Here is a 24967-nt window from a genome sequence, read left to right as displayed (position 1 = left end):
TTCGCTTCGCGTCGGCCAGATGACGGTGCTGTTCCCAGGCAAGGCAACGCTCTTCATCCAGGCGCTCTTGACGGAATCATAATATGGCATACCATAATCTCATTCTCGAAGCGGAGCGCTTGGGAGGAGAGGGAAGTGAGCTTGGAACTGCGCAAGATCGTCACGTTCACCGAGGACACTTTCATCGAGGGTGGCCGTGAGGCCGCCCGGCCGCTGCGCCTGTTCGCGGCGGCGGCGGTTCTGCGCAATCCCTGGGCGGGGCGCGGTTTCGTCGAGGATCTGAAGCCCGGGATCCATGCCGTCGCGCCGGTTCTGGGCGAGCGATTGACGGCCGAGATCCTACGGATGACTGGCGGCGGCGAGGCGGTCGAGGGTTATGGCAAGGCCGCGATCGTCGGAACCTCAGGCGAAATCGAGCACGCCTCGGCACTGATTCACACGCTCCGCTTCGGCAACCATTTCCGCAAGGCCGTCGGCGCGAAGAGCTATCTGAGCTTCACCAATACGCGCGGCGGGCCGAATTGCCCGGTGGTCATCCCGCTGATGCACAAGGCCGATGAGGGCATGCGCTCGCATTACCTCACGATCCAGTTCGGCATTCTCGACGCGCCGGCTCCCGACGAGATCGTGGTGGCGCTCGGCGCCTCCATCGGCGGGCGGCCGCATCATCGCATCGGCGATCGCTACCAGGATCTCAAGGATCTGGGCGGCACGGATGTCTGAGCGGGGCGCGATCTCCTACCAGGACCGGACGGGAGCGCTCGCGCGGGCGGCCTTCGTCCGGAGCGGCAGGGGCGCGCCTGTCCTTCTCGTGCATGGCGTCGGCATGCAGGCCTCGGTCTGGGCGGACCAGATCGAGGAGCTGTCGAAGCGCCACGACGTCGTCGCCGTCGACATGCTCGGCCATGGCGGCTCCAGCCTGCCGCCGGCGGATGCGCGGCTCTCCGACTATGCCGACGCATTGCTCGCACTCATCGACGGTCTCGGTCTCCGGAACGTGCATCTCGTCGGCCATTCCATGGGGGCGCTCGTCTCGCTGGAATTCGCCCTGTCGCATCCCTCGCGCTTGGCGAGCGTGACGGCGATGAACGCCACCTTCTGCCGCACCTCGGCGCAGCGCGAGGCGATCGCGCAGCGTCTCGCGGCGCTGGAGGATGCGTCCGCTTCCACCGCCTGGGCCGCGACGATCACGCGCTGGTTCGGAGATCCCGTCCCGGCCTCGTGGAGCCATGCGGCGGCGACGGTGCACGCGCTTCTCGATGCGGTCGATCCGGTCGGTTATGCGCGGACCTACCGCCTGTTTGCGACCTCGGACGCCGCCCATCGCGACCGTCTTGCCGGGCTTTCCGTGCCGGCCTTGTTCATCACTGGCGAAGGGGACCCCAACTCGACCCCCGAGATGTCCCTGGCGATGGCGCGGCTTGCACCCGGCAGCCGGGCCGAGATCGTGCCCGGCGAACGCCATATGATGAGCCTGACCGCGCCCAGCGAGATCAGCCGGCGGCTGCTCGCCTTTTTCGCGCAAGCCGAGGCCGCGCCCTTCGACAAGGGCGACTTCCGCAAGGCGCTCGGCAGCTTCCTGACCGGTGTCACCGTGGTGGCGACGCTCCAGGAGGATGGCGAGCCACGCGGCTTCACCGCCAACTCCTTCACCTCTGTCTCACTCGACCCGCCGTTGGTTCTGGTCTGCATCGCCAAGACGGCGTCGAGCTGCCCGGTCTTCTCGAAAGCGGGCCACTTCTCCGTGAACATCCTGGCCGAGAGTCAGGCCGATATCTCCAACCTGTTCGCGACCAGGAGCGCCGACAAATTCGCCAGGACCGCCTGGCGCAAGGGGCCGGCAGGCAGTCCCATCCTGAACGACGTCGCGGCCTGGTTCGACTGCCGGCAGCATGAGCTGATCGAGGCCGGCGATCACGTCATCCTCATTGGCGAGGTGATGGGCTTCGACCATGCGCCGGCCAATCCGCTCGGCTATTGCCGGGGTACGCATGTGGCGTTCGGCCTGTCGCTCGACAGCTTCTCCGCGAAGGGCGGCCGGATGCGCGTCGGCGCGATCCTGGAGCATGAGCACGCGATCCTGTTCGTCGCGGGCGAGGGCGGTCGGCTCGACTTGCCGGAAGGCGCCTCGCTCGGTGCGGGCGGCGATCCGGCGAGCCTGTCCGGGCGCATGAACCATCTCGGCATCAAGGCCGATCTCGGCTTCCTCTTTGCCGTGTTCGAGGATCGCGAGCCGCCGAGCGCGACCTCGATCTATTATCGCGGCAGGCTTCTGCAGGTGCCGGAGCCATCCGGGGCGGTGCATCTGGTACCGTTCGACGAGATTCCGTGGGAGCGGCTCCGCGACGAGGCGATCCGCTCGATGCTGCGTCGCTATGTCCGCGAGCGCAGCGAGGACAGCTTCGGCGTCTATATCGGCGACACCGAGAGCGGCACGGTCCAGCCGCTGGCAAAATCACCGACCAAGCCGTTGGCGCAACCGGTCTAGACGAAAGGCGGCGCGATGAAATTCTCCCTCTTCGTCCATATGGAGCGCGCCGACCTGGCCAAGTCGCATCGTGAACTCTTCGAGGAGCTGGAAGAGCTCGTCCTGATCAGCGAGGCGGCCGGTTTCGAGACGGCCTGGATCGGCGAGCATCACGGGATGGAGTTCACCATCGCGCCGAATCCCTTCGTCCAGCTCGCCTATTTGGGGGCGAAGACGACGCGCATCCGGCTTGGCACCGGCAATGTGGTGGCGCCGTTCTGGCACCCGATCAAGCTCGCGGGCGAGGCGGCGCTGACCGATGTCGCGACGAATGGGCGCCTCGACCTTGGCATTGCGCGCGGGGCCTATTCCTTCGAATACGAACGCCTTGTGCCTGGCCTCGACGCCTGGGGCGCGGGCCAGCGCATGCGCGAGCTCGTGCCGGCGGTGAAGAGGCTGTGGGCGGGCGACTATGCCCATCAGGGCGAGTTCTGGTCCTTTCCCGAGACGACATCCTCGCCCAAGCCGGTGCAGGCGGAGCTGCCGGTCTGGATCGCAGCGCGCGACCCCAACAGCCATGATTTCGCGGTGGCGAATGGCTGCAACGTCCAGGTGACGCCGCTCGCTTCGGGCGATGGTGAGGTGGCAAGCCTGATGGAGCGCTTCGAGGCCGCCGTCGCCAACCATCCCGAGGTCAAGCGCCCGAAGATCATGCTGCTGCAGCATACCTTCGTCTCCGACAGCCCGACTGAGACCGAGGAACTGTCGCAGGCGCTGAGCGATTTCTACGGCCTGTTCGGCGCCTGGTTCCAGAACAAGCGCCCGATCCGGCAAGGCATCATGGCGCCGCTCGATGCCGAGGAGCGCGCGGCGATGTTGCCCGCCTATCGGCCGGAGGCTGTCGCCAAGAACCTCGTCATCGGCGAGCCCGATGCGGTGATCGCGCGATTGAAGGGCTATGAGGCGCTCGGCTTCGACCAGTTCTCGATCTGGATCGACAGTGGCCTGCCGCATGCGCGCAAGAAGAAGTCGCTCGATCTCTTCATCCGGCATGTCCTGCCGGCCTTTCTCTGACGGAGAGCGTCGATGACCCTGCCGCGGTTCCAGCTCTATATCGACGGCGCCTTCGTCGACGCGGCAGAGACTTTTGAGAGCCTCGACCCGGCGACGGGCACGGCCTGGGCGCTGATGCCGGCGGCGGGGGAGGCCGAGATCAATCGCGCCGTCGAGGCGGCGGACCGCGCCTTCCATGACCCGGCCTGGGCCGGGCTGACCGCGACCCAGCGCGGCAAGCTGCTGATGAAGCTCGGCGATCTCGTTGCCCAGCATGCCGGCCGCCTGGCTGAGCTGGAGACGCGCGATACCGGCAAGATCATTCGCGAGACGCGGGCGCAGATCGGCTACGTCGCCGATTACTACCGCTATTTCGGGGGCCTTGCCGACAAGATCGAAGGTGCGCATCTGCCGATCGACAAGCCGGACATGGAGGTCTTCCTGCGCCGTGAGCCGATCGGCGTCGTCGCCGCCATCGTGCCTTGGAACTCGCAGCTCTTCCTGTCCGCCGTGAAGCTTGGACCCGCGCTCGCGGCTGGCTGCACCGTCGTGCTGAAGGCCTCCGAGGACGGGCCGGCGCCGCTGCTCGAATTCGCCCGATTGATCGATGCCGCGGGCTTTCCCAAGGGCGTCGTCAATATCGTCACCGGCTTCGGCGAGCCCGCCGGGCGCGCCCTGACGAGCCACCCGAAAGTGGCGCGCGTCGCCTTTACCGGCGGGCCGGCGACGGCGCGCCAGGTGGTGCGCAATACGGCGGAGAACCTGGCGCATGTGACGCTGGAGCTCGGCGGCAAATCGCCCGTCCTGGTTTTCGCCGATGCTGATCTCGACAGCGTCTCGAACGCCATCATCGCCGGCATCTTCGCTGCGACCGGCCAGAGCTGCGTCGCCGGGTCCCGGCTCTATGTCGAGCGCCCGGCGCATGATCGCCTCGTCGCCATCCTCGCTGAGAAGGCGGCGAAGATCCGCATCGGCGATCCGCAGGACGAAGCGACGGAGATGGGCCCGCTCGCGACCGCGCGCCAGCGCGCGCATATCGAGGACAACCTTGCCCGTAGCGTCGCCGCCGGGGCGCGGGTGATTTGCGGCGGCGGGCGTCCGGCCGGCCGTGAGGCTGGGTGGTTCTTCGCCCCGACCATCGTCTCGGCGGCTGACAACACCGTTCCTTGCGTCGCTCAGGAGCTCTTCGGCCCGGTGCTCAGCGTCCTCCCTTTCGACAGCGAGGAGGAAGCGATCGCGCTGGCGAACGATACGCCGTTCGGGCTGGCCTCGGGCGTCTTCACCACGAGCCTCACCCGGGCGCATCGCGTCACGCGCCGCCTGCGGGCGGGCATCGTCTGGGTCAACACCTATCGGGCGGTCTCGCCGATCGTGCCCTTCGGCGGTTACGGCCAGTCCGGTCTCGGGCGCGAGGGCGGCTCGGAATCGGTGCGTGACTACACGCGCACGAAATCGGTCTGGATCCGCACCTCCGACGACCCGATTCCCGACCCCTTCGTGATGCGCTGAGGGGAGAGGCCGCGATGATCTACGAAATGCGGACCTACCGCCTGAAGACCGGGACGGTGCCGGCCTATCTGAAGCTCGTCGAGGACGAAGGCATCGCCGTCCAGAAGAGCCATCTCGGCACGCTCGTCGGCTACTTCTTCTCCGAGATCGGGCCGCTGAACCAGATCGTGCATGTCTGGGCCTATGCCAGCCTCGATGATCGCGAGGCGCGCCGCGCAGCGCTTGCCGCCGACCCACGCTGGCAGGCTTTCCTGCCGAAGATCCAGTCGCTCATCGAAACCATGGAGAACCAGATCCTGAAATCAGCGCCGTTCTCGCCGCTGAAATAGGACGTCACGACGCCTGCCGAACAACCAAACAAAACAGGGGAATGAACATGAAGGCCTGCACACTCATTGCCGCGAGCATGCTCGCGATCAGCGCAACAATGTCGGGAATCGGATCGGCCTCCGCGCAGGACAGCATGGTGTTCACGAGCTGGGGCGGCACCACCCAGGAGGCTCAGAAGAAGGCCTGGGCCGAACCCTTCACGGCGTCCTCGGGCATTGCCGTCAAGCAGGATGGGCCGACGGACTACGGCAAGTTCAAGGCCATGGTCGAGAGCGGCAATGTGAGCTGGGATGTCGTCGACGTCGAAGGCGATTTCGCGGTCGCGGCCGCCAAGGCCGGCCTGCTCGAGCCGCTCGACCCCGCCTTGACCAAGAGCGGCGACCTCGATCCCCGCTTCAGCTCCGCCCACCATGTCGGCAGTTTCTACTATTCCTTCGTGCTCGGCTTCAATAAGGCCAAGCTCGCCGGCAAGGAGCCCAAGGTCTGGGCCGACCTGTTCGACACCAAGGCTTTCCCGGGCAAGCGCACCTTCTACAAATGGTCAGCGCCGGGCGTCCTGGAGATCGCGCTGCTGGCAGATGGCGTCAAGCCGGACAAGCTCTACCCGCTCGATCTCGACCGCGCCTTCAAGAAGCTCGACACCATCAAGCCGAACATCGTCTGGTGGAGCGGTGGCGCGCAGTCGCAGCAACTCCTGGCCTCGGGCGAGGCTCCGCTCGGCATGTTCTGGAACGGCCGCATCTTCGCCATCCAGGCCGAGAACCCGCAGGTCGGCCTGTCCTGGCAAGAGAACCTGACGGCAGCCGACGTGCTCGTCATTCCCAAGGGCGCCAAGAACAAGGCGGCGGCAATGAAGTTCCTCGCGGCGGCGAGCTCGGCGCAAGGCCAGGCCGAGATGGCGGTCAAGACTGGTTATGCTCCGACGAACCTCAAATCGGCGGCGTTGATGGACCCGAGGGTGGCCGCGACCCTGCCTGACAAGTTCACCACCTCGCAGATCAATCTCGACATGGCCTATTGGGCCGCCAACCGGGATGAGATCGGCAAGCGCTGGTACGAGTGGCAGGCCAAGTAAGCCCCGCACCTGTCACGCCCGCAATGCCGGTGAGATCATGACGACGGTGCCCACGCCATCGCTCGCAGGCGAGGTCGATTTCTCGCCCGAGCCCCGCCGTCTGGCGGGGCTCGGAGCGGTTGCGCCGGCCTTGGGATTGCTGGCGCTGTTCTTCGTTATACCCGTCGTCGCGCTGCTGCTGCGCAGCGTCCTGGAGCCGCAGCCGGGCCTGCAGAACTATGCCGAGGTGTTCGGCTCCACGACCTATCTGAAGGTCTTCGGCAACACCTTCCTGGTGGCGGGGCTCGTCACGCTGGTCACCTTGCTGCTCGCCTTTCCCGTCGCCTGGTTCCTGGCGGTCGCTCCGCGGCGCTGGTCCGCCTTGCTGTTTGGCGTCATCGTCCTGTCGATGTGGACGAACCTGCTGGCGCGCACCTATGCCTGGATGGTGCTGCTGCAGGGCACGGGCATCATCAACCGCATGCTGATGCAGATAGGCCTGATCTCCGAGCCGCTTTCGCTGATCAACAACCTCGTCGGCGTCACCATCGGCATGACCTACATCATGCTGCCTTTCATGATCCTGCCGCTGCACGCCACGATCCGGACGCTCGACCCCACGGTGTTCCAGGCGGCGTCCCTATGCGGGGCGAGCCGGTTTCAGGTGTTCCGGCTGGTCTTCGCGCCGCTCGTCGCATCGGGCGTTGCTGCGGGCGTGCTCATGGTCTTCGTCATGTCGCTCGGCTATTTCGTCACGCCCGCGCTGCTCGGCGGAACCTCCAACATGATGCTGGCCGAGCTGATCGCGCAGCTGGTGCAATCGCTGCTCAACTGGGGGCTGGCGGGGGCAGCCGCGCTCGTCCTGCTCGTGGTGACGCTCGCCATCTATGCGGTGCAGTTCCGCTATTTCGGCTTCGGCGGCGGGGAGGCGAGGTAGGCCATGCTGCTCGATTTCGATCGTCTCGGCTGGCTGCGCTATGCCCTTTGCCTTGTCGCCGTGCTTGTCGGCCTGTTCCTGCTCCTGCCCATCCTGCTGATCGTCGCTTTGTCCTTCGGCTCCTCGCAATGGCTGCAATTCCCGCCGCCGGCCTGGACGCTGAAATGGTATGGTCAGCTCTTCGCCGATCCGGAATGGCTGACCTCCTTCTTCGTCAGCCTCAGGATCGCGCTGACCGTCATGGTGCTCTCGACCGTCATCGGCCTGATGGCGTCGTTCGGGCTGACGCGCGGGCGCTTTCCGGGGCGCGAACTGGTCCGCGCCTTGTTCCTGACGCCGATGGTTTTGCCGGTGGTGGTGCTGGCGGTGGCGCTTTATGCGCTGTTCCTGCGGATCCAGCTCAATGGAACCTTCATCGGCTTCGTCATCGCCCATCTGGTGGTGGCGCTGCCATTCGCCATCATTTCGATCTGCAACGCGCTGGAGCGCTTCGACATCGCGATCGAGGATGCTGCGATCATCTGCGGCGCAAGCCCGCTGGAGGCCAAGCTGCGGGTGACGATCCCTTCGATCCGGCTTGGCGTGTTCGGCGCGGCGATCTTCTCCTTCCTTGCGTCTTGGGACGAGGTCGTCATCGCCATCTTCATGGCGAGCCCCGACCTCCAGACCTTGCCCGTGCGGATCTTCTCGACGCTGCGGCAGGATCTCTCGCCGGTCATCGCCGCCGTATCCTCGATCCTCGTCGGCTTCACCGCCGTGCTGATGCTGCTCGCGGCCTTCCTGCGCAAGGACAAACCCTCATGACGACGACCCCCTTCCTGTCCATCAGGGGCGTAGCCAAGCGCTATGGCGCGGTCGCCGCGGTGGAGGATGTTTCGCTGGATATCACTGAGGGCGAATTCGTGACCTTCCTGGGGCCGTCGGGCTCCGGCAAGAGCACGACGCTCTATGTCATCGCCGGGTTCCAGGGGCCCTCAGTCGGCGATGTGCTGCTGCGCGGAAGCTCGCTGCTGCGGGTGCCGTCGAACAAGCGCAATATCGGCATGGTCTTCCAGCGCTATACGCTGTTTCCGCATCTGAGCATCGCCGACAACATCGCCTTTCCGCTCAAGGTCCGGCGTCGCTCGAAGGCGGAGATCGACGCACGGGTTCAAGCCATGCTCAGGCTCGTGCGGCTGGAGCGCTATGCGGAGCGCATGCCGGCGCAGCTCTCCGGCGGCCAGCAGCAGCGCGTGGCGCTGGCCCGCGCCCTGGCCTATGACCCGCCATTGCTCCTGATGGACGAGCCGCTTTCCGCGCTCGACAAGAAATTGAAGGAAGAGATCCAGTTCGAGATCAAGCGCATTCATAACGAGACCGGGGTGACGATCCTCTATGTCACGCATGACCAGGAGGAGGCGCTGCGCCTGTCCGACCGCGTCGCCTTGTTCAACAATGGCCGGATCGAGCAGGTCGGGTCCGGCCGCGATCTTTACGATGCACCCGCTACGCATTTCGTCGCAGGCTTCATCGGCAACTCCAACTTCCTGCCGGCCAAGGTCGCATCCGCGAGCGGTGCCGCCTTCGAGGCGGTTCTGCCGGATGGCTCGCGGCTTCCGGGCCTTACCGGTGCGAGCCTTGCCGGCGCGGGTCTCAAGGCCGGGGACGATGTCGCGATCATGGTCCGGCCGGAGCGTCTCACGATCACCCGGGGCGACGATATGGCGGCAGGGCTGGTCCCGGCCACCGTCACCGCGACGACCTTCCTCGGCGATGTCGTGCATGTCCTGACGCGTACGAGCTGGGGCGGCGAGGTCTCGATCCGCTTGCCCTGCGACGGCTTCAGAGGCCAGCCGCCGCAAACCACGGACCAGGTCCGCCTCGGCTGGCCGGCGGGAGCTGCCCGCATCTACAGCGCGCCCTGAGCGGACGTTTGGGAATGAATTGAGCGCTCATCCTGAGGAGCCGTTCCGTCAGGAATGGCGTCTCGAAGGCGGCCTGGGGCCGATGATGCGCGCCCAAAGTGCCTCGCCTGGTGCCGCACTTGATAGGCGCTGCGATATCCATGGCACGCGGCGGCATTCTCCCGAAAGGCTCGCCACCAGCGTTGCTGGATCAATCGCACCCTCGACAGGGTTCAGATGCGGGGCCTTAGCTCAACCGGTCGCGCCAGTCTCGCAGCGCTTCCAGGAGGTGGCGGATGAAGCCGGCCGTCGCCTCGTCGGTGAGCCGGCCCTCCTCGTCGAACTTGGACGAGGCCTGGCCGATCATCACCTCCGGCTTGTTGAGCGGGAAGGCGTTGAGGAAGATGAGCATCTGCCGCAGATGGTACTGCGCCCGCGCCGTGCCGAGAATGCCGCCGCTCGCGCCCATGATCGCCACGGGCTTGTTGTCGAAAGGCTGGCTCGGCGGGCGCGAAGCCCAGTCGATCGCATTCTTGAGGACGCCCGAAATCGAGTAGTTGTACTCCGGCGTCACGAACAGGATCGCGTCAGCGCCCGAGAGCTGGTCGCGCAAACGCTGAACCGCCGGCGGATAGCCTGCGACACGCACATCATCGTTGTAGAGTGGCAGGTCGCCGATCTCCGCAGTCTCGATCGTCATTCCCTCGGGCGCCAGCGCGATCGCGGCCTTGAGTGCGGCGGTGTTGTAGGACCCGGCCCGCAGGCTGCCGGACATCCCGACAACTCGGATCGGGCGGCTATCCTTCGTCATGTCTTGTCTCCTGAAACGCTTGGTTGGTCGGGCTCAGCCCTGACGCCTGATGAAGCCGGTGATCGCGACGCGCTCCCAGATGCCGGCGGCGTGGAATGGATCGGCGGCATTGAAGCGCTCCACGGCTACAAGGTCCGCGGCCTCCACGACGAAGAGGCTGCCGATCATGGTCGAGCCGTCGTCGGCGACCAGGGGGCCCGACATCACGATCTCGACCTGTAGCGCAGAGGTGTCGGAAAGGAAGGCCTTGTGCGCGTCGTAATGGGCTAGCCGGGCGCCGAGCGCGCCCGGCTTGTCGAGGGCATGGATCACGAACAGCATGCAATGTGCTCCTGTGGCGGCCGGGTGGTTCACCGGCCGCCGCTATGGCTGAGATTCAGTTCCAGGGATTCAGTTCGGCTTGCTGGCCAGGGCGGCCGCCTCGCTCCAGCTTGGGCAGCTACGCGTTTCCAGCGGGACATCGTAGGGCTGGAAATTCGAGGCGTTCACCACGGTCGGCTTCAGCACCACTTCGGTAACGATGGGCTCGTTGCGCAGGGCCCTGATCGCGACCAGGGTGCCGATGCAGCCTTGCAGGAAGCCGTTATAATCGCCCGAGGCGAGCAGCTTGCCGGACTTGATGGCGTCCACGGCTTCCTGCGTGCCGTTGATGCCGACGACCTTGGCCTTGCGGTTGGCGCCGTCGAGGGCCTCGATCGCGCCGATCGCCATCGCGTCGTTGGCGGCCAGCACGCCGTCGATCTGCGGGTGGGACTGCATCAGGTTCTCCATCACCTGCAGGCCCTGCAGGCGCTGGTAGTTGGCTGGCTGGCTGGCGAGCAGCTTGACGTCCTTCGATTCCTTGATCGCGTCGTTGAAGCCCCGCACCCGGTCGATATTGGTCAGGGAGCCCTTGACGCCCTCGAGGATGATCACGTTGCCCTTGCCGCCGATCGCCTTGAGCAGGTAGCGCGCTGTCTCCAAGCCGAGGCTGTAGTCGTCGGCCCCGACGAAGGCGAGGAACTTGCCGCCGGCGCTGCGGTCGGTGACGTTGACGATCGGGATCTTGGCGTCGTTGATCTGTTCTACGCCCGGCACCATGGCCTTGTAGTCGACGGGCACGAAGACGATGGCGCTCGGCTTCTTGACGATCACGTCCTCGACCTGGCTGAGCTGCTCGGGGATCGAGTCGGGCTTGGTCGGGATGTAGTGCACCGCCTTGGCGCCGAGCGACTTCGCTGCGACCTCCGCGCCGATCCGCACCGTCTGGAAATAGGGGTTGGTCTGATTCTTGGTGAAGACCGCGATCGTCTCGCCGGCGGCGAGCGCCGCAGTGGACATCAGGATGGCGGGCAGCGCTGCGGCCAGAAGCTTTGATTTTGACATGGTGGTTCCCTCCCTTTGGTTTTGTGGTTGTGTTGCTTGGTTCAGGCGCGCCGACGGCCGACCATGTCGAACCAGACGGCGAGGATGACGATCAGCCCGGTGACCAGCGGCTGCCAATTGGCGTTGACCGCGAGCAGGTTCATGCCGTTCAGCACCAGCGTCAGGATCAGCGCGCCGATGAAGGTGCCGAACACGCTGCCGACGCCGCCGAACAGCGAGGCGCCGCCGATGAGCGCCGCGGCAATGGCCGGCAGGGTCATGGCCTCGCCGATATCGCCTTCGGCCGAGTTCAGCCGGGCGAGGAAGACGATCGAGGCCACGCCCGCCATGGCGCCGGAGAAGGCGTAGACCAGGATCAGGCGGCGATCGACCGGGATGCCGGTGAGGCGCGCCGCGACCGGGTTGGCGCCGATGGCGTAGATCTGCTGCCCCCAGACCGTGCGTTGGGCGAAGATCGTGCCCGCCAGCAGGAAGGCCAGCATCAGATAGACCGGGATCGGCACGCCGAGGAAATAGCCCGAGCCGATCTGCCGGAAGCCGGGCGGGAAGCCGTGGATGGTCTCGCCGGCCATGTAGTAATAGGTGATGCCGTGCAGCACCCAGAGCATGCCGTAGGTGGCGATGAAGGATGGGATCCTAAGCTTGGCCACCATCAGCCCGTTGCAGATGCCGATGGCGAGACCGGTGGCAAGACCGGCGAGAGTGCCCAGAGCGGGCGAGCCGGTCGCCTTGATCACGGTCGCCGCGAAGCAGGCGGAGAGGCCGATATTGGCGCCGACCGAGAGATCGAGGCCGCCGGTCAGGATCACTAGCGTCAGCCCCGACGCCAGGAAGAAGAGCAGGCTCGCCTGCCTGAGCACGTTGAGGATGTTGTTCGCCGTAAAGAAGGCTTCCGCCGCGACGCTCAGGGCGGCGCAGAGCAGCGCGACCGCCACCAGCCGGTAGGCGAGCTGCTGCGTCTCGCGCGAGAGATGGAAGCCGGCCGCGCGGGCCGAGGCGTCTGTAGCAATGCTCATGACCTTGTGCTCCGCAGGCTGTCGATGAGAAGAGCGGCGATGACGAGGGCGCCGATGCAGGCGACCTGGACGGAGGAGGGGATGGCCATCAGGTTGAGGCCGTTGCGCAGCACGCCGACCGTCAGCACGCCGAGCAACGTGCCGAAGAGCCAACCATTGCCCTTGTCGAAGGAGGTTCCGCCCAACGCCACCGCGGCGATGGCGTCGAACTCCAGGCCGATCGCCGCAGTCGGGTGGCCGGCGTTGATGCGGGCGGTCATCAGCAGGGCAGCGATGCCGGCCATGGCGCCGCCGAGCATGTAGACCGCGACGAGCAGGCGCTTCCAGGCCACGCCCGCCAGCGTCAGCGCATCGCGGTTGCCGCCGAGCGCGCAGACATAGGTGCCGAAGCGGGTGTGGTAGAGCAGGACGTGGAAGAGCGCGTAGAAGCCCGCGCCGATCAGGATCGGCGTGGGAATGCCGAAGATGTCGCCGGAATAGACCAACCGCACGAAGCGCGGGATGCCGACGACGCTCTGGCCGTCGCTGACGACGAGCGCGAGCCCCTGCGCCGCGCCGAGCGTGCCCAGCGTGGCGACGAAGGGCGGGATCGAGAGCCCGGCGATCAGCCAGCCGTTGACGAGGCCGAAGGCGAGCCCGACGCAAAGCGCGCCTAGCAAGCCAAGCGCCAGCGACTGCGTCGCGACCACGATCAGCGCCAGCACGAGCGAGGCCAGGGTCAGCACCGCGCCCATGGAGAGGTCGAGCCCCTCGGTCATGATGATCAGCGTCATCGGCAAGGCCAGCAGCAGCAGGATGACCGACTGCACCAGCACGTTGGAGAGGTTGCCAGCGGTGATGAAGCCCGGGCTCGCCAGCGCAAAGAACAGCGAGAGCCCGGCCAGCGCGACGGCCACGCCCGGCACGGCGGGAAGGCGCGGTGAAGCAGAGGAGACCGCCTGATCAGTCATGGTGCATCCCCATTCGGACGATATTCTCTTCGGAAAGTTCGGAGCGGGAGAGTTCGCCGACGAGGCGCTTGCCGCGCATGACGTAGGCGCGGTCGCAGACATGGACGATCTCGGCCTGCTCGGAGGAGATCATCAGCACCGCGGCGCCGTCGGCGACGAGCTGGTCGATCAGCGCGAAGATCTCGGATTTGGCGCCGACATCGATGCCACGGGTCGGCTCGTCGAAGATGAACAGCCTGGTGCCGGCGGCGAGCCATTTGCCGATCACCACCTTCTGCTGGTTGCCGCCGGAGAGCAGCGCGACGCTCTGGTTCGGCGACGGCGTCGCGATCCGTAGCCGCCTGATCAGCTCCTCGGCCGAGCGCTGCGCCCGGCGCGGCGAGAACAGCCGGTTCGGGAACAGTTTCGGCAGGCCGGCGACGGCGAGGTTGTCGGCGACCGTGCGGATCAGCGCGAGGCCTTCCGTCTTGCGGCTTTCCGGAATGAGGCCGACACCGGCGAGGACGGCGGCGTCGGGCCCGCCACGCCTCGCCTGGCCGAAGATGCGCACCTCGCCGGCCGTGACCTGGTCGGCGCCGAAGACGGCGCGTGCGACCTCGGTCCGGCCGGAGCCGACGAGGCCGCATAGCCCGACGATCTCGCCGGCCCGCACCGTCAGATCGATGTCGCGGATGCCGTTCTTCGCCGACAGGCCCTTGACCTCGAGGACGACCTCGCCCGGCTGCTGCGCGAAGTTGCGCGGATAGCTCATGTCGACAGTGCGGCCGACCATCATGCGCACCAGCGCGTCCGGCGTGGTCTCGCCCGGCCGCGCCCGGCCGACGAGCTTGCCGTCGCGCAGCACGGTGATGCGGTCGCCGAGCGCGAACACCTCCGCCATGCGGTGCGAAATGTAGACGATGGCAACGCCCTTGGCCTGGAGCTGGCGCATCACCGCGAAGAGGCGCTCGGTCTCGCGATCGGAGAGCGCGGCGGTCGGCTCGTCCATGACGAGGATGCGCGCGTCCTGGGACAGGGCCTTGCCGATCTCGACCATCTGCTGCTGGGCGACGCCGAGCGTATGGACCTTGGTCCTCGGATCGACATCGAGGCCGATCAGGTCGAGCACGGCCTGCGCCTCGCGGTAGAGCCGCCGGCGGTCGACGAGGCCGGGGAAGCGGGACGGGAATTCCCGGCCGAGGAAGATGTTCTGCGCCACGTCGAGATAGGGGACGAGCGAGAACTCCTGGAAGATCACGGCGATGCCGAGCTTGCGGGCATCGGCCGGCGAGCGGATCTCGACCGTCTCGCCCTTGTGGAGATATTCGCCGGCATCAGCCTGATAGGCGCCACACAGCACCTTCATCAGCGAGGATTTGCCGGCACCGTTCTCGCCGAGCAGCATGTGCACCTCGCCGGGCCAGAGGGCGAAGGAGACGTCGTCGAGCGCCTTCACCCCGGGGAAGGTCTTGGAGATGCCCCTGAGTTCGAAGAGCGGCACGCCCGCGGCGGAGGCAGGTGGTGGGGAGGCCGCCTCGAAGCGGGGCTTCATCGCGGTCATAGCGCTCATGAGACGCCTCCCATCTGCGCGGGCGAGCGGAAGATCTTGCCGGGGTTCATGATCCCCAGCGGATCGAGCGCCTGCTTCACCAGGCGCATGGCGTCGACCGCCTCGCCCAGCTCCAGCTCGAGGAAATCGATCTTGCCGAGGCCGATGCCGTGTTCGCCGGTGCAGGTGCCGTCCAGCGCGATTGCCCGCCTGACGAGGCGCTCGTTGAACGCCTTGACCCGCACGAGCTCGTCCGCGCTGTCGGGGTCGTGCAAGACGAGGAGATGAAAATTGCCGTCGCCGACATGGCCGACGACCGGGGCGATGAGGCCACTCTCAGCGATGTCGGCGACGGTCGTGACGAGGCATTCGGCGAGCCGCGAGATCGGCACGCAGACATCGGTGACGAGGGCGCGCGCACCCGGCCGCAGGGCTAGCCCGGCATAGAGCGTGTTGTCGCGGGCCTGCCAGAGACGGCTGCGCTCCTCCGGTGTGGTAGCCCAGGCAAAACCCTGTCCGCCGAATTCGCTGGCCAGCGCCTGCGCGGTCTCGGCCTGCTCCGCGACATAGCTCTTCGAACCGTGGAACTCGAAGAAGAGATGCGGCGCTTCCGGCAGGCCGAGTTTTGCGTGCAGGTTCATGCCGCGCATCATCACCGCATCGAGCAGCTCGATGCGTGCGACCGGAACGCCTGACTGGATCACGGCGATCGCCGTGTCGACCGCCGCCTTGAGATCGGGGAAGGCGCAGACGGCCGAGGAGATCGCTTCCGGCTGCGGATGCAGCTTCAGCGTCACCTCGGTGATGACCCCGAGCGTGCCTTCCGCTCCGACGAACAGGCGGGTCAGATCGTAGCCGGCGGCGGATTTACGGGCGCGCCGCGCGGTGCGGATCACGCGGCCATCGGCGAGCACGGCTTCGATCCCCAGCACATTGTCCTTCATCGTCCCGTAGCGCACCGCCATCGTGCCCGAGGCGCGCGTCGAGGCCATGCCGCCGATCGAGGCGTCGGCGCCGGGATCGATCGGGAAGAACAGCCCGGTGTCGCGCAACTGCGCATTGAGCCGCTTGCGGGTGATGCCGGGCTGGACGCGTACATCCATGTCCTCCGGGCTCGCCGCCAGCACCTTGTCCATGCGGGACATGTCGATGCAGACGCCGCCCAGCGGCGCTCCGGCATTGCCTTCGAGCGAGGTGCCGGCGCCGAACGGCACGACCGGCAGTCGCAGGTCGCGGCACAGCGTCACGATGCTTCGCACCTCTTCCGTCGTTTCCGGAAAGGTCACGAGATCGGGCGGACAGGGCGGATGATAGGCCTCGCTGCGGCCGTGATCGGCGAGGACGCCAGCCGCGCGGGTGACGCGCGAGCCGAGCGTCTCGCTCAGCCGCGTCAGCGCGATGTCCGCGGCTCTCCCGTCAGGTGACGGCCTGGTCAACATTGTCTTCTCCCTCTGCAATGGCCCGCTGACCGGGCTCTCTCGATTGCGGTTGATGGTCGGCGCGTCAGACCGCGCGGGATGCTGCCCCTGATGCTGGGTTGAGCTGGAAGTCGTAGGTCAGTTGGCACCACGGCCGATCCAATATCCGGCCGTCCGGGGCGGCCCCAGCCGGGTGCATCTCGAAATCGCGGATCAGCGAATCCTTCACGCCGAACACGGCATCGGAATCGAGGTACTGGTCGCCGGCGACGAAAACGTGGGTGACAAGCTTCTCGTACCCGGGGGCCTCGATCATGAAATGGACATGCGCCGGGCGCCAGGGATGGCGCCCCTGCGCCTCCAGCATTTTCCCGACCGGTCCGTCATGCGGGATTGGGTAGGCGGCCGGCTTGATCGACCAGAAATCGAAGCGGCCATGCGCATCGGTACGGAAGCGCGCCCGTGCCACAAGCTCGGAGCCGTCGTGCGAATGCTGGACGTCGTAGTAGCCGTCCTCGTCGGAATGCCAGACATCGACGATCGCGCCGGACAAGGGCGCGCCGTCAGCTGCGGCGATCGAACCCGAGACGTACATCGGCTCGCCGGGAAGGTCGCCGGAGATGTCACTCCCGCGAGCGACTTCTGGCGCCTCATCGACATAGAACGGACCGAGGACCGTGCTTTCGGTGACGGCATGCTGATGGTCATGGGTGATCGCGTCGACCAGCATCGAGACGCCGAGCGTGTCGGAGAGCAGGATGAATTCCTGGCGGGTGCCGGTGCACATCTGCCCGGTCTGCGTCAGAAAGGCGATCCCACGCTCCCATTCCGCCTGTGTCGGGCGGATCTCGCGGATGAAATCATGCAGATGGCGGACGAGGGCTTCGCTGATCTGCCGGGTGCGCGCGTCGGGCGCACCGGCGACACGTTCGAGCACGGCCTGGGTGATACTGTTCTGATCGAAATTCCTCATTCGATCCTCCCTTCGTTTTGGCCAAGGTCGGGTTCGCCGAGGCCGGCGAGCCATTCGGCGAGGCGCACCGTCGAAATGAAATCGGCTTCGCCTTCGCCGCGCCCGATCAGGGCGCCGTAGGTTTCCCGCGTCAGCGTCGCCAGCGGCATGGCCATCTCTGCCGCATGGCCGGCCCCGATGATCAGGTCGAGGTCCTTGGCCATCTGCCGGCAGGAGAAGGTCGGCGAGAAGTCGCGCGTTTCCAGGCTTTTCGCTTTGTAGTGGACCATGGGTGAGCCGACCGCGCTGTTGGTCAGCACGTCGAGGATGTCCTGCCAGGCGAGGTTGCCCTTGCGGGCGAGCACCACGCTCTCGCCCATCATCGCGGCCGAGACCGCGATCATCAGGTTGACGGCGAGCTTGGCGAAGCGGGCCTCCTCGGCCTCGCCAAGGTACTTCTGGACACGCGTAAAATCCTGCGCGACCGGCAGGAAGATGTCGAAGGCAGCGCGCGGCCCCGAGACGAAGCAGGTCAGGTTGCCGGTATGCGCGATCGCGGCGTTGCCGGAGACCGGCGCACGCAGATAGGCGACGCCTTGCCGCTCCGCCGCCTGCGCGACCTCGGCTGAGATCGTGGGGCTGACGGTCGAGGTCTCGACCAGGATCGCGCCCCTGCGCATCGCGGGGAAGAGCCCGCCCGAGAGCGCGACAGCGGCGAGCGCCTTGTCGTCCGGGAGCGAGGTGATGACGATATCGCGCCTGGCCGCATCCGATAGCGTGGCGGCGGGCCTGACGCCGCCTTCGGAGGCCGCGGCGATGCGCTCCTGGTCGCGGTCGAAGCCCGCGATGTCGTGCGCGGCGGCAGCGAGGCGGGTGGCGATGGGCAGCCCCATCTTGCCGAGCCCGATCCAGCCAATGCTTTGCGTGTCGGTCATTTTCACTGTCCTCAAGCCGCCCGCTGTCCGCGACGTAGCTCTTCGACGATCCGTGTGCCGGAGGCGGCGAGACGGGTGAGCTTCCCGTCCAAGCCTTCAGCCAGCAGCCGGCCGTCCCTCTTCATGAAGCGGCCGGCGATCATCACGGCCTCGATGTCACTGCGCCCGGCCTGCATAATGACTGTGGCGGCGGGGTCGTGCACCGGCTGGAGATGGAGTGCGCGCGCATCGACCAGCGTGATGTCGGCCTGCTTGCCGGGGACGAGCGAGCCGATCCGGTGGTCGAGGCCGAGCATGCGCGCGCCTTCGATGGTGATCCAGGATAGTGCCTGCCGGACGCGGATGGTCGAGGTCGGCGGAATGGCGCCGGTCTGCCGGCGGCTTTCGGCATTGTCGAGCGCGCGCTGCATGCCGAGCGCGATGCGGGCGACGCCCATCATGTCACCGGCGAGCACGGATTCGAGATCGACGCCCAGCGACGGCGCCGCACCGCTTGCCAGCAGCCGGCCGGTGATCGGAAAGCCGTGGCCCTGGGTCATCTCGTTCTCCGGCGTGACGGAGAAGGAGGCGCCGAGATCAACCAGCCGGCCAAACAGATCGTCAGAGAGATCGTTGCCATGCACGATGTTGATGCCGGGCCCGACCAGCCCCTCAGTGATCAACGTCTCCCATCCGCCCGGTGTCTTCGCCGCACCGCCGCCCTGATGCATCGAGGCGACGAGCCCGAATTCGCGTGCGAGGCGGAAATCGGCCCGCGCGACCTCCATCGTCGCATAATGCGGGCCGAGGATGGCGAGGCCGAGCGTCAGCAACCCGTCATCGCCAGCGAAGCGGCCGCGCCGCAGGCGCTCCACCTCGCTGCGGGGATGCGGCACTTCCGAGAAATGCGGCTCGCCGGGCTTCGGATCGGGCTTGGGCGAGCCGTGGAAGAAGGCAGCGCGAATCCCACTTTGTGCCAACGCCTCGACCGCCGCATCCGTATGCTCGGGTGTGGGATTGTTGTGGCACCAGTCGACCAATGTGGTGGTACCGGCGTCGATCTGGCCGAGCGCGCCCATGAAGGTCGCGATGCCGATGTCTTCCGGCTTGAAGAGAGTGGCCAGCCCGGCATGGACCCAGCGAAAATATTCGAGCAGGGTCCAGTCGGACGCGAGCCCGCGAAGCCCTGTCTGCCAGCTGTGCATATGGGCGTTGACGAAGCCCGGCACGGCGATCCGTCCGGTTGCGTCGACCTGTTCGGCATCCCCGGCCTCGATGCGCGGCGCGATGGCGGCGATCTTCCCGTCCGTGACGAGGATGTCGCCCCTCGCCAGGTCACCCGTGGCGGCGTCCATCGAGAGGATGGTGGCACCTGAGATGAGGATGCGGCGGGCCATGGCTCAGGCCATCTCGTCTTCGGTCAGGGCGGCACGGGGCCGCTCGCCGGCGAATGCATTGGCGATCAGGTCGCGGATGCCGTCGCGGGTGGTCGGGCGCGGATTCCAGTAAGGATTCTCGACGGCGATGTCCGCCGCCGTCTCGATGCCGCTTTCCGGCATGCCGAGCTCAGCCAGCGAAAGCGGCACGCCAAGCGCGCGCACCAGATCGTACAGGCCCTGCGCCGCATCCGGCGCGCCGAGCGCCCGGCTGATGGCCGCCATCGCCTCCGGCGCCGCCGGCGCGTTGTAGGCGACCGCATGCGGCAGGACGACGGTGTGCGTCTCGGCATGAGGCAGGTCGAAGCTGCCGCCGAGCGTGTGGCAGAGCTTGTGATGCAGCGCCATCCCGACCGCGCCGAGGCAGCAGCCGCAGAGCCAGGCGCCGTAGAGTGCATTCGAGCGCGCCTCCATATTGGCCGGCTCGTGGACGAGGATCGGCAGGGCCGAGGACAGCGCGCGGATGCCGTCTTCCGCCATCAGGGACATGATCGGATTGCGGTCCCTGGCGTAGAGCGCCTCGACCGCATGGGCCATGGCGTTGACGCCCGAGGTCGCCGACAGCATCGGCGGCAGGCTGAGCGTCAGTTCGATATCGTAGATCACCGTCTCGGGCAGCACGTCGAGCGAGCGGATCGTCGTCTTCCGGCCACTTTCCGTCTGGCCGAGGATCGGCGTCATCTCCGAGCCGGCATAGGTGGTCGGGATGACGACCTGCGGAATGCCGGTGCGCAGCGCCAGCGCCTTGCCGAGCCCGGTGGTGGAGCCGCCGCCGAGCGCGACGACACAATCGGCCTCGGTCTCGCGCAGCGTGGCGAGTGCGCGCTGGGTGATCTCGACCGGCGTATGCATGGTCGCGTCGTTGAAGTACCCGGCCAAACTCGGGCCGAGCAAGGCACCGAGACGCTCGCCCGCATCCGCCTGCTGCGGCGTCGTCAGCACCAGCGCCCGGCGGGCGCCGAGCCGCTCGACCTCCGCGGCGACCTCGCTGATCGTGCCGCGGCCGAAGCGGACCCGGGACGGGAGAGCCTCATAGGTGAAGGTCTCGATCATCGGAGGCTCCCTGTGAAAGAGCGTTGATCAGGCGTTGCCGGCTTACTCGCCGGCAACGACCTCGCTGCGGCGACGCAGATCACTTTCGGCGAAGGCAGGCACGTCGCCATCGGCGAGATAGTCGACCTGAAAACGCGCGATCCTCAGATCGGCAAGTTCTTGCCGGACCCGCAAATGCTCGGGATGTGTGGCATAGGCTTCCAGCGCGGCGCGATCGCTGAATTCGCTCACCAACACGACATCGCAGGCATAGTCGACACCGCTGACGTCGACACCGATCTCGACATGGGTCAAGCCGTCAATGCGTCCCCTGAGCCCCTCGAAGGCGGACTTCACCTTGGCGCGTGCGGCGATGCGTTCCTGCGGCGTGTCACCACGCAAGCGCCACATCACGATGTGGCGGATCGGACCGGACATAAGCGTTTCCTCGACCTAGGGTCGTTCTTGTTGCAACCAATTATGGCTTGCGAAACTCGGAAATAAAGATGAGTTTTAGGAAGTCTCTTTTGCGGAAATCGGAAATATGGATCGGCTTACGCAGATCGAGGTCTTCGTGAAGACGGCGGAGCTGCGCAGCTTGTCACGCGCGGCAGAGGCGCTCGGCATGTCCAACGCCGCTGCCAGCCGTCACCTGGCCGCGCTGGAGGAACGCCTTTCGGCCCGGCTCGTCGAGCGCAATACGCGTCGCCTCTGGCTGACGGAGGCGGGCCAGGCCTTCTATCAGCGCAGCAGTGCATTGCTCAGCGAGTTCGCCGAGGCAGAGGATGCCGTGAACGCACACACGCTCGCGCCGCAGGGAGTGCTGCGCGTCACCAGTTCGCTGTCCTTCGCGACGATCTATCTGGCGCCGATGCTGCCGGCGTTCCGCAAGCAATACCCCAAGCTCAGCGTCCACATCGCCGTCGCTAATCGCTATCTCGACTTCATCGAGGCCGGAATCGATGTCGCCATTCGCACACGACTGCACGAGCCCGACACCAACATCATGGTGCGGCGGCTCGGGCGGATGCGGCGCGTGCTGGCGGCTTCTCCGACCTATCTAGAGGAGCGAGGCCGCCCTAGAGCGCCTGCCGACCTCGCCCAGCACGACATGCTGATCTACAATCTCGCCGCCGATCCGTTTTCGCTGCGCCTGACCAAGGGAGATACGGAACGGACCGTGCGGATCAGCGGAGCCCTCGACTGCAATGACGGGCAGGTGATCCGCCAGGCCGCGATCGCGGGGCTCGGCATCCTCATCCAGCCTCTCTACATCGTGCAGGCCGACATCGAGGCTGGACGTCTCGTGCCTGTCCTGCTGGATTGGCAATTGCCGATGTTGACCATGAACATCGCCTATCAGAACCGCGACCACCTGCCGGCCAAGATCCGGGTCTTCAACGAATTCCTGGTCAGCCACGTGCGCTCGACCTCCGACAGCCAGATATGGTCGGCATGACTACTCCCCCAGCCGATCCCTTGACGATCGGCGATCGTCCGGGATGACTGGCGAGAGCTGGAATTCCCAAATGGTCTCCGAGAGCGCCGGCATCCAGAGGAATGACGAGGAGCGGCCCGAGAAAGCCGCTCCGCCCTCAGCAGTCGAGCGTCACGTCACGTTCCCACTGGGTGAGATGGCGTGCGTAATCGTTCCATTCCTGGTGCTTGAGCTTGAGATAGGCGGGAACGAAGGCGCCAAGGCCCTCCTTCAGGACCTCCGACGCTTCGAGCGCGCGCAGCGCGTCGAGCATGTTGAGCGGCAGCTTCTTGACGCCCTCGACCAGGTGGCCGTCCGTGTACATGTTGATGTCGAGGCGCTTGCCGGGATCGCGCTTGTTGCGGATGCCGTCGAGGCCGGCGGCGACGATGCCGGCTTGCAGGAGATAGGGGTTGGCCGCGCCGTCGGGCAGTCGCAATTCGAACCGACCGCCCTCAGGGATGCGGATCATATGGGTGCGGTTGTTGCCGGAATAGGTCACGGTGTTGGGCGACCAGGTCGCGCCGGAGGTCGTGCGCGGCGCATTGATGCGCTTGTAGGAGTTCACCGTCGGGTTGAACAAGGCGCAGAGCGCGTCCGCCGAATGGATCACGCCGCCGATGAAGTGATAGCCGAGCTGCGAGACGCCGAGCTCGCCGGCCTCATCCTCGAACAGGTTGCGTTCGCCGTTCCAGACCGAAACATGGGCGTGGCAGCCGCTGCCGGTCAGGTTCAGGAACGGCTTCGGCATGAAGGTCGCCCGCAGGCCGTGCTTCTCGGCGATCGATTTCGCCATGTATTTGAAGAAGGAATGGCGGTCGGCTGTGACGAGCACGTCGCCGAAATTCCAGTTCATCTCGAACTGGCCGTTCGCGTCCTCATGGTCGTTCTGATAGGGCTTCCAGCCGAGCGCCAGCATCGCGTCGCAGAGTTCGGCGATGACATCGTATTGGCGCATTAGGGCCGACTGGTCGTAGCAGGGTTTTGTCTGCCTGTCGGCGCTGTCGCAGACTTCGAGGCCGTCGGGCGTGGTCAGGAAGAACTCGCATTCGACGCCGGTCTTCATTGTATAGCCCTGGGCGGCGGCGTCCTTGGCCAGGCGCCTGAGCAGGTTGCGCGGGGCTTGCGCGACCTCCTTGCCGTTCATCCACAGATCGGCCGCAAGCCAGCCGACCTCCGGCTTCCAGGGCAGCTGGATCAGGCTGTCAGGGTCGGGCACGGCGAAGAGATCGGGGTCGGCCGGCGTCATGTCGAGCCAGGTCGCGAAACCGGCAAAGCCCGCGCCGCTCTTCGCCATGCCGTTGATGGCGCTGGCGGGAACCAGTTTTGCGCGCTGGACGCCGAACAGATCGGTGTAGGAGATCAAGAAATACTTGATGCCGCGCTCCTTGGCGGCGGCCGCGAGATCGACGGTCATTCAGTTCCCCATTCTTCAAACGATAAGGGCCGCCTCGTTGGACGGCCCCGTCTGTGGCTTTCAGAACCCGGCGCTGCCGGGAATCCAGTTGGTGCCGGCCAGCGGCACGCGCGCCATGGCGGCGGCTTCCACGGTCAGCGCCACGAGATCCTCCGGCTCCAGATTATGGACATGGCTCTTGCCGCAGGCGCGCGCGATGGTCTGCGTTTCCAACGCCAGGACGGAGAGGTAATTCGCCAATCTGCGCCCGGCCTTGACCGGGTCGAGACGTGCGGCGAGCTCGGGATCCTGCGTCGTGATGCCGGCGGGATCGCGTCCCTCATGCCAGTCGTCATAAGCGCCGGCTGTGGTGCCGAGCTTGGCGTATTCCGCCTCCAGCCGCGGATCATTGTCGCCGAGCGCGATCAGTGCTGCGGTGCCGATCGCGACCGCATCCGCGCCGAGCGCCAGCGCCTTGGCGACGTCGGCGCCGGTTCTGATGCCGCCGGAGACGATGAGCTGGACCTTGCGATGCATGCCGAGATCCTGCAGCGCCTGCACGGCCGGGCGGATGGCCGCCAGGATAGGCAGGCCGACATTCTCGATGAAGACCTCCTGCGTCGCAGCCGTGCCGCCCTGCATGCCGTCGAGCACCACGACATCGGCGCCGGATTTCACGGCGAGCGCGGTGTCGTAATAGGGCCGGCTCGCGCCGACCTTCACATAGATCGGCTTCTCCCAATCGGTGATCTCGCGCAGCTCCTCAATCTTGATCTCGAGATCGTCGGGCCCGGTCCAGTCCGGGTGGCGGCAGGCCGAGCGCTGGTCGATGCCTTCCGGCAGGTTGCGCATCCTGGCGACGCGCGGGGAAATCTTCTGGCCGAGCAGCATGCCGCCGCCGCCGGGCTTCGCGCCCTGGCCGATCACGATCTCGATCGCGTCGGCCTTGCGCAGATCGTCCGGGTTCATGCCGTAGCGCGAGGGCAGGTATTGGTAGACCAGTGTCTGCGAGTGGCCGCGCTCCTCCGGCGTCATGCCGCCATCGCCCGTCGTCGTCGAGGTGCCGACGATCGTCGCCCCGCGCCCGAGTGCCTCCTTGGCCGGCCCCGACAAGGCGCCGAAGCTCATTCCGGCGATCGTGATCGGGATCTTCAGATGGATCGGTTTCTTGGCGAAGCGTGCGCCGAGCACGACATCGGTGCCGCATTTCTCGCGATAGCCTTCGAGCGGGTAGCGCGAGATCGAGGCGCCCAGGAACAGCAGGTCGTCGAAATGCGGCAGCTTGCGCTTCGCTCCGCCGCCACGGATGTCGTAGATGCCGGTCGCGGCGGCGCGCTGGATCTCCGAGATCGTGTGCGGATCGAAGGTTGCGGAGAAGCGCGGCGTGGTCTGCGCGGTTGCCGGCATGTCGAGATGCGGTGCAGCCGGCATGGGCTTGA

25 protein-coding genes are annotated in these 24967 nt (G+C 66.5%); 10 read left to right on the top strand and 15 right to left on the bottom strand.

What is annotated here, in order from left to right; translation table 11 throughout:
- Positions 1-135 precede the first annotated feature (135 nt).
- Genes ACSQ3P_RS10315 through ACSQ3P_RS10295 form a run of 5 tightly spaced genes read left to right on the top strand, consistent with a single transcriptional unit; the run spans position 136 to position 5358 of the window.
- Positions 136-723: an amino acid synthesis family protein gene (locus ACSQ3P_RS10315; RefSeq protein ID WP_436165496.1), complete on the top strand. Its 588-nt coding sequence runs from the start codon at positions 136-138 to the stop codon at positions 721-723.
- Positions 716-2488 (top strand): alpha/beta fold hydrolase, encoded by a 1773-nt coding sequence (locus ACSQ3P_RS10310; protein WP_436165495.1) that lies wholly within the window; start codon positions 716-718, stop codon positions 2486-2488. Before ACSQ3P_RS10315 ends, ACSQ3P_RS10310 begins: the two co-directional genes overlap by 8 nt.
- Positions 2489-2503: 15 nt before the next feature.
- Entirely contained in the window at positions 2504-3541 is a 1038-nt protein-coding gene (locus ACSQ3P_RS10305) for an LLM class flavin-dependent oxidoreductase (RefSeq protein ID WP_436165494.1), read from the top strand.
- A gap of 18 nt (positions 3542-3559) precedes the next feature.
- On the top strand, positions 3560-5029 hold the full coding sequence (locus ACSQ3P_RS10300) for an aldehyde dehydrogenase (protein WP_436166230.1): 1470 nt from the start codon (positions 3560-3562) through the stop codon (positions 5027-5029).
- Between the two features lie 14 nt (positions 5030-5043).
- Complete coding sequence (locus tag ACSQ3P_RS10295; protein ID WP_436165493.1) at positions 5044-5358, top strand: NIPSNAP family protein; 315 nt, start codon at positions 5044-5046, stop codon at positions 5356-5358.
- Between the two features lie 4 nt (positions 5359-5362).
- On the opposite strand, the gene ACSQ3P_RS10290 is transcribed toward ACSQ3P_RS10295, so the two are convergent.
- Complete coding sequence (locus ACSQ3P_RS10290) at positions 5363-5503, bottom strand: hypothetical protein (protein WP_436166269.1); 141 nt, start codon at positions 5501-5503, stop codon at positions 5363-5365.
- On the opposite strand from ACSQ3P_RS10290, the gene ACSQ3P_RS10285 reads away from it, so the two are divergent.
- The 4 genes from ACSQ3P_RS10285 to ACSQ3P_RS10270 are packed head-to-tail and all read left to right on the top strand — an operon-like array spanning position 5436 to position 9254.
- Positions 5436-6434, top strand: coding sequence for an ABC transporter substrate-binding protein (locus ACSQ3P_RS10285; protein ID WP_436166229.1), 999 nt, complete (start codon positions 5436-5438; stop codon positions 6432-6434). The genes ACSQ3P_RS10290 and ACSQ3P_RS10285 overlap by 68 nt on opposite strands.
- A gap of 37 nt (positions 6435-6471) precedes the next feature.
- Entirely contained in the window at positions 6472-7350 is an 879-nt protein-coding gene (locus tag ACSQ3P_RS10280) for an ABC transporter permease (protein WP_436165492.1), read from the top strand.
- Positions 7351-7353: 3 nt separating this feature from the next.
- On the top strand, positions 7354-8154 hold the full coding sequence (locus ACSQ3P_RS10275; RefSeq protein WP_092170298.1) for an ABC transporter permease: 801 nt from the start codon (positions 7354-7356) through the stop codon (positions 8152-8154).
- Positions 8151-9254 (top strand): ABC transporter ATP-binding protein, encoded by a 1104-nt coding sequence (locus tag ACSQ3P_RS10270; protein ID WP_436165491.1) that lies wholly within the window; start codon positions 8151-8153, stop codon positions 9252-9254. Before ACSQ3P_RS10275 ends, ACSQ3P_RS10270 begins: the two co-directional genes overlap by 4 nt.
- Positions 9255-9480: 226 nt before the next feature.
- Here the strand turns inward: ACSQ3P_RS10270 and ACSQ3P_RS10265 are convergent, their stop codons facing one another.
- From ACSQ3P_RS10265 to ACSQ3P_RS10210, 12 genes are all read right to left on the bottom strand, one after another.
- Positions 9481-10044 (bottom strand): NADPH-dependent FMN reductase, encoded by a 564-nt coding sequence (locus ACSQ3P_RS10265; RefSeq protein ID WP_436165490.1) that lies wholly within the window; start codon positions 10042-10044, stop codon positions 9481-9483.
- A gap of 33 nt (positions 10045-10077) precedes the next feature.
- Positions 10078-10365, bottom strand: a complete 288-nt coding sequence (locus tag ACSQ3P_RS10260; RefSeq protein WP_436165489.1) for a YciI family protein — start codon at positions 10363-10365, stop codon at positions 10078-10080.
- 69 nt (positions 10366-10434) lie between these two features.
- Positions 10435-11409, bottom strand: coding sequence for a sugar ABC transporter substrate-binding protein (locus ACSQ3P_RS10255; RefSeq protein WP_436165488.1), 975 nt, complete (start codon positions 11407-11409; stop codon positions 10435-10437).
- Positions 11410-11450: 41 nt separating this feature from the next.
- Positions 11451-12425: an ABC transporter permease gene (locus ACSQ3P_RS10250; protein WP_436165487.1), complete on the bottom strand. Its 975-nt coding sequence runs from the start codon at positions 12423-12425 to the stop codon at positions 11451-11453.
- Positions 12422-13375, bottom strand: coding sequence for an ABC transporter permease (locus ACSQ3P_RS10245; protein ID WP_436165486.1), 954 nt, complete (start codon positions 13373-13375; stop codon positions 12422-12424). The genes ACSQ3P_RS10250 and ACSQ3P_RS10245 overlap by 4 nt, the downstream gene beginning before the upstream one ends.
- Positions 13368-14915, bottom strand: coding sequence for a sugar ABC transporter ATP-binding protein (locus ACSQ3P_RS10240; protein ID WP_436166228.1), 1548 nt, complete (start codon positions 14913-14915; stop codon positions 13368-13370). Before ACSQ3P_RS10240 ends, ACSQ3P_RS10245 begins: the two co-directional genes overlap by 8 nt.
- A 5-nt stretch (positions 14916-14920) precedes the next feature.
- Complete coding sequence (locus ACSQ3P_RS10235) at positions 14921-16342, bottom strand: FAD-linked oxidase C-terminal domain-containing protein (protein WP_436165485.1); 1422 nt, start codon at positions 16340-16342, stop codon at positions 14921-14923.
- 64 nt (positions 16343-16406) lie between these two features.
- Positions 16407-17294, bottom strand: a complete 888-nt coding sequence (locus ACSQ3P_RS10230) for an intradiol ring-cleavage dioxygenase (RefSeq protein ID WP_436165484.1) — start codon at positions 17292-17294, stop codon at positions 16407-16409.
- On the bottom strand, positions 17291-18223 hold the full coding sequence (locus ACSQ3P_RS10225) for an NAD(P)-dependent oxidoreductase (RefSeq protein WP_436165483.1): 933 nt from the start codon (positions 18221-18223) through the stop codon (positions 17291-17293). Before ACSQ3P_RS10225 ends, ACSQ3P_RS10230 begins: the two co-directional genes overlap by 4 nt.
- Positions 18220-19584 (bottom strand): amidohydrolase family protein, encoded by a 1365-nt coding sequence (locus ACSQ3P_RS10220; protein WP_436165482.1) that lies wholly within the window; start codon positions 19582-19584, stop codon positions 18220-18222. Before ACSQ3P_RS10220 ends, ACSQ3P_RS10225 begins: the two co-directional genes overlap by 4 nt.
- A gap of 3 nt (positions 19585-19587) precedes the next feature.
- On the bottom strand, positions 19588-20676 hold the full coding sequence (locus ACSQ3P_RS10215; RefSeq protein WP_436165481.1) for a maleylacetate reductase: 1089 nt from the start codon (positions 20674-20676) through the stop codon (positions 19588-19590).
- 42 nt (positions 20677-20718) lie between these two features.
- The gene (locus ACSQ3P_RS10210; RefSeq protein WP_436165480.1) at positions 20719-21093 is read right to left on the bottom strand and encodes a Dabb family protein; all 375 of its coding nucleotides are present in this window, start codon (positions 21091-21093) and stop codon (positions 20719-20721) included.
- 106 nt (positions 21094-21199) lie between these two features.
- On the opposite strand from ACSQ3P_RS10210, the gene ACSQ3P_RS10205 reads away from it, so the two are divergent.
- Positions 21200-22114, top strand: coding sequence for a LysR family transcriptional regulator (locus tag ACSQ3P_RS10205; protein ID WP_436165479.1), 915 nt, complete (start codon positions 21200-21202; stop codon positions 22112-22114).
- Positions 22115-22250: 136 nt separating this feature from the next.
- Here ACSQ3P_RS10205 and glnT read toward each other — a convergent pair whose 3' ends face one another.
- Both glnT and ACSQ3P_RS10195 read right to left on the bottom strand, forming a co-directional pair.
- Entirely contained in the window at positions 22251-23549 is a 1299-nt protein-coding gene (glnT, locus tag ACSQ3P_RS10200) for a type III glutamate--ammonia ligase (RefSeq protein ID WP_436165478.1), read from the bottom strand.
- Positions 23550-23609: 60 nt separating this feature from the next.
- Positions 23610-24935 carry an FMN-binding glutamate synthase family protein gene (locus ACSQ3P_RS10195; protein WP_311915937.1) on the bottom strand — a complete coding sequence of 442 codons (1326 nt, stop codon included), beginning with the start codon at positions 24933-24935 and terminating at the stop codon, positions 23610-23612.
- Positions 24936-24967: the final 32 nt, after the last annotated feature.

The sequence above is a fragment of the Allobosea sp. LjRoot9 genome, from assembly GCF_964252745.1.
Taxonomy (GTDB): Bacteria; Pseudomonadota; Alphaproteobacteria; order Rhizobiales; family Beijerinckiaceae; genus Allobosea.
The sequence above is the reverse complement of the archived record's forward strand: the minus strand, read 5'-3'. Positions and strand labels throughout refer to the sequence as shown.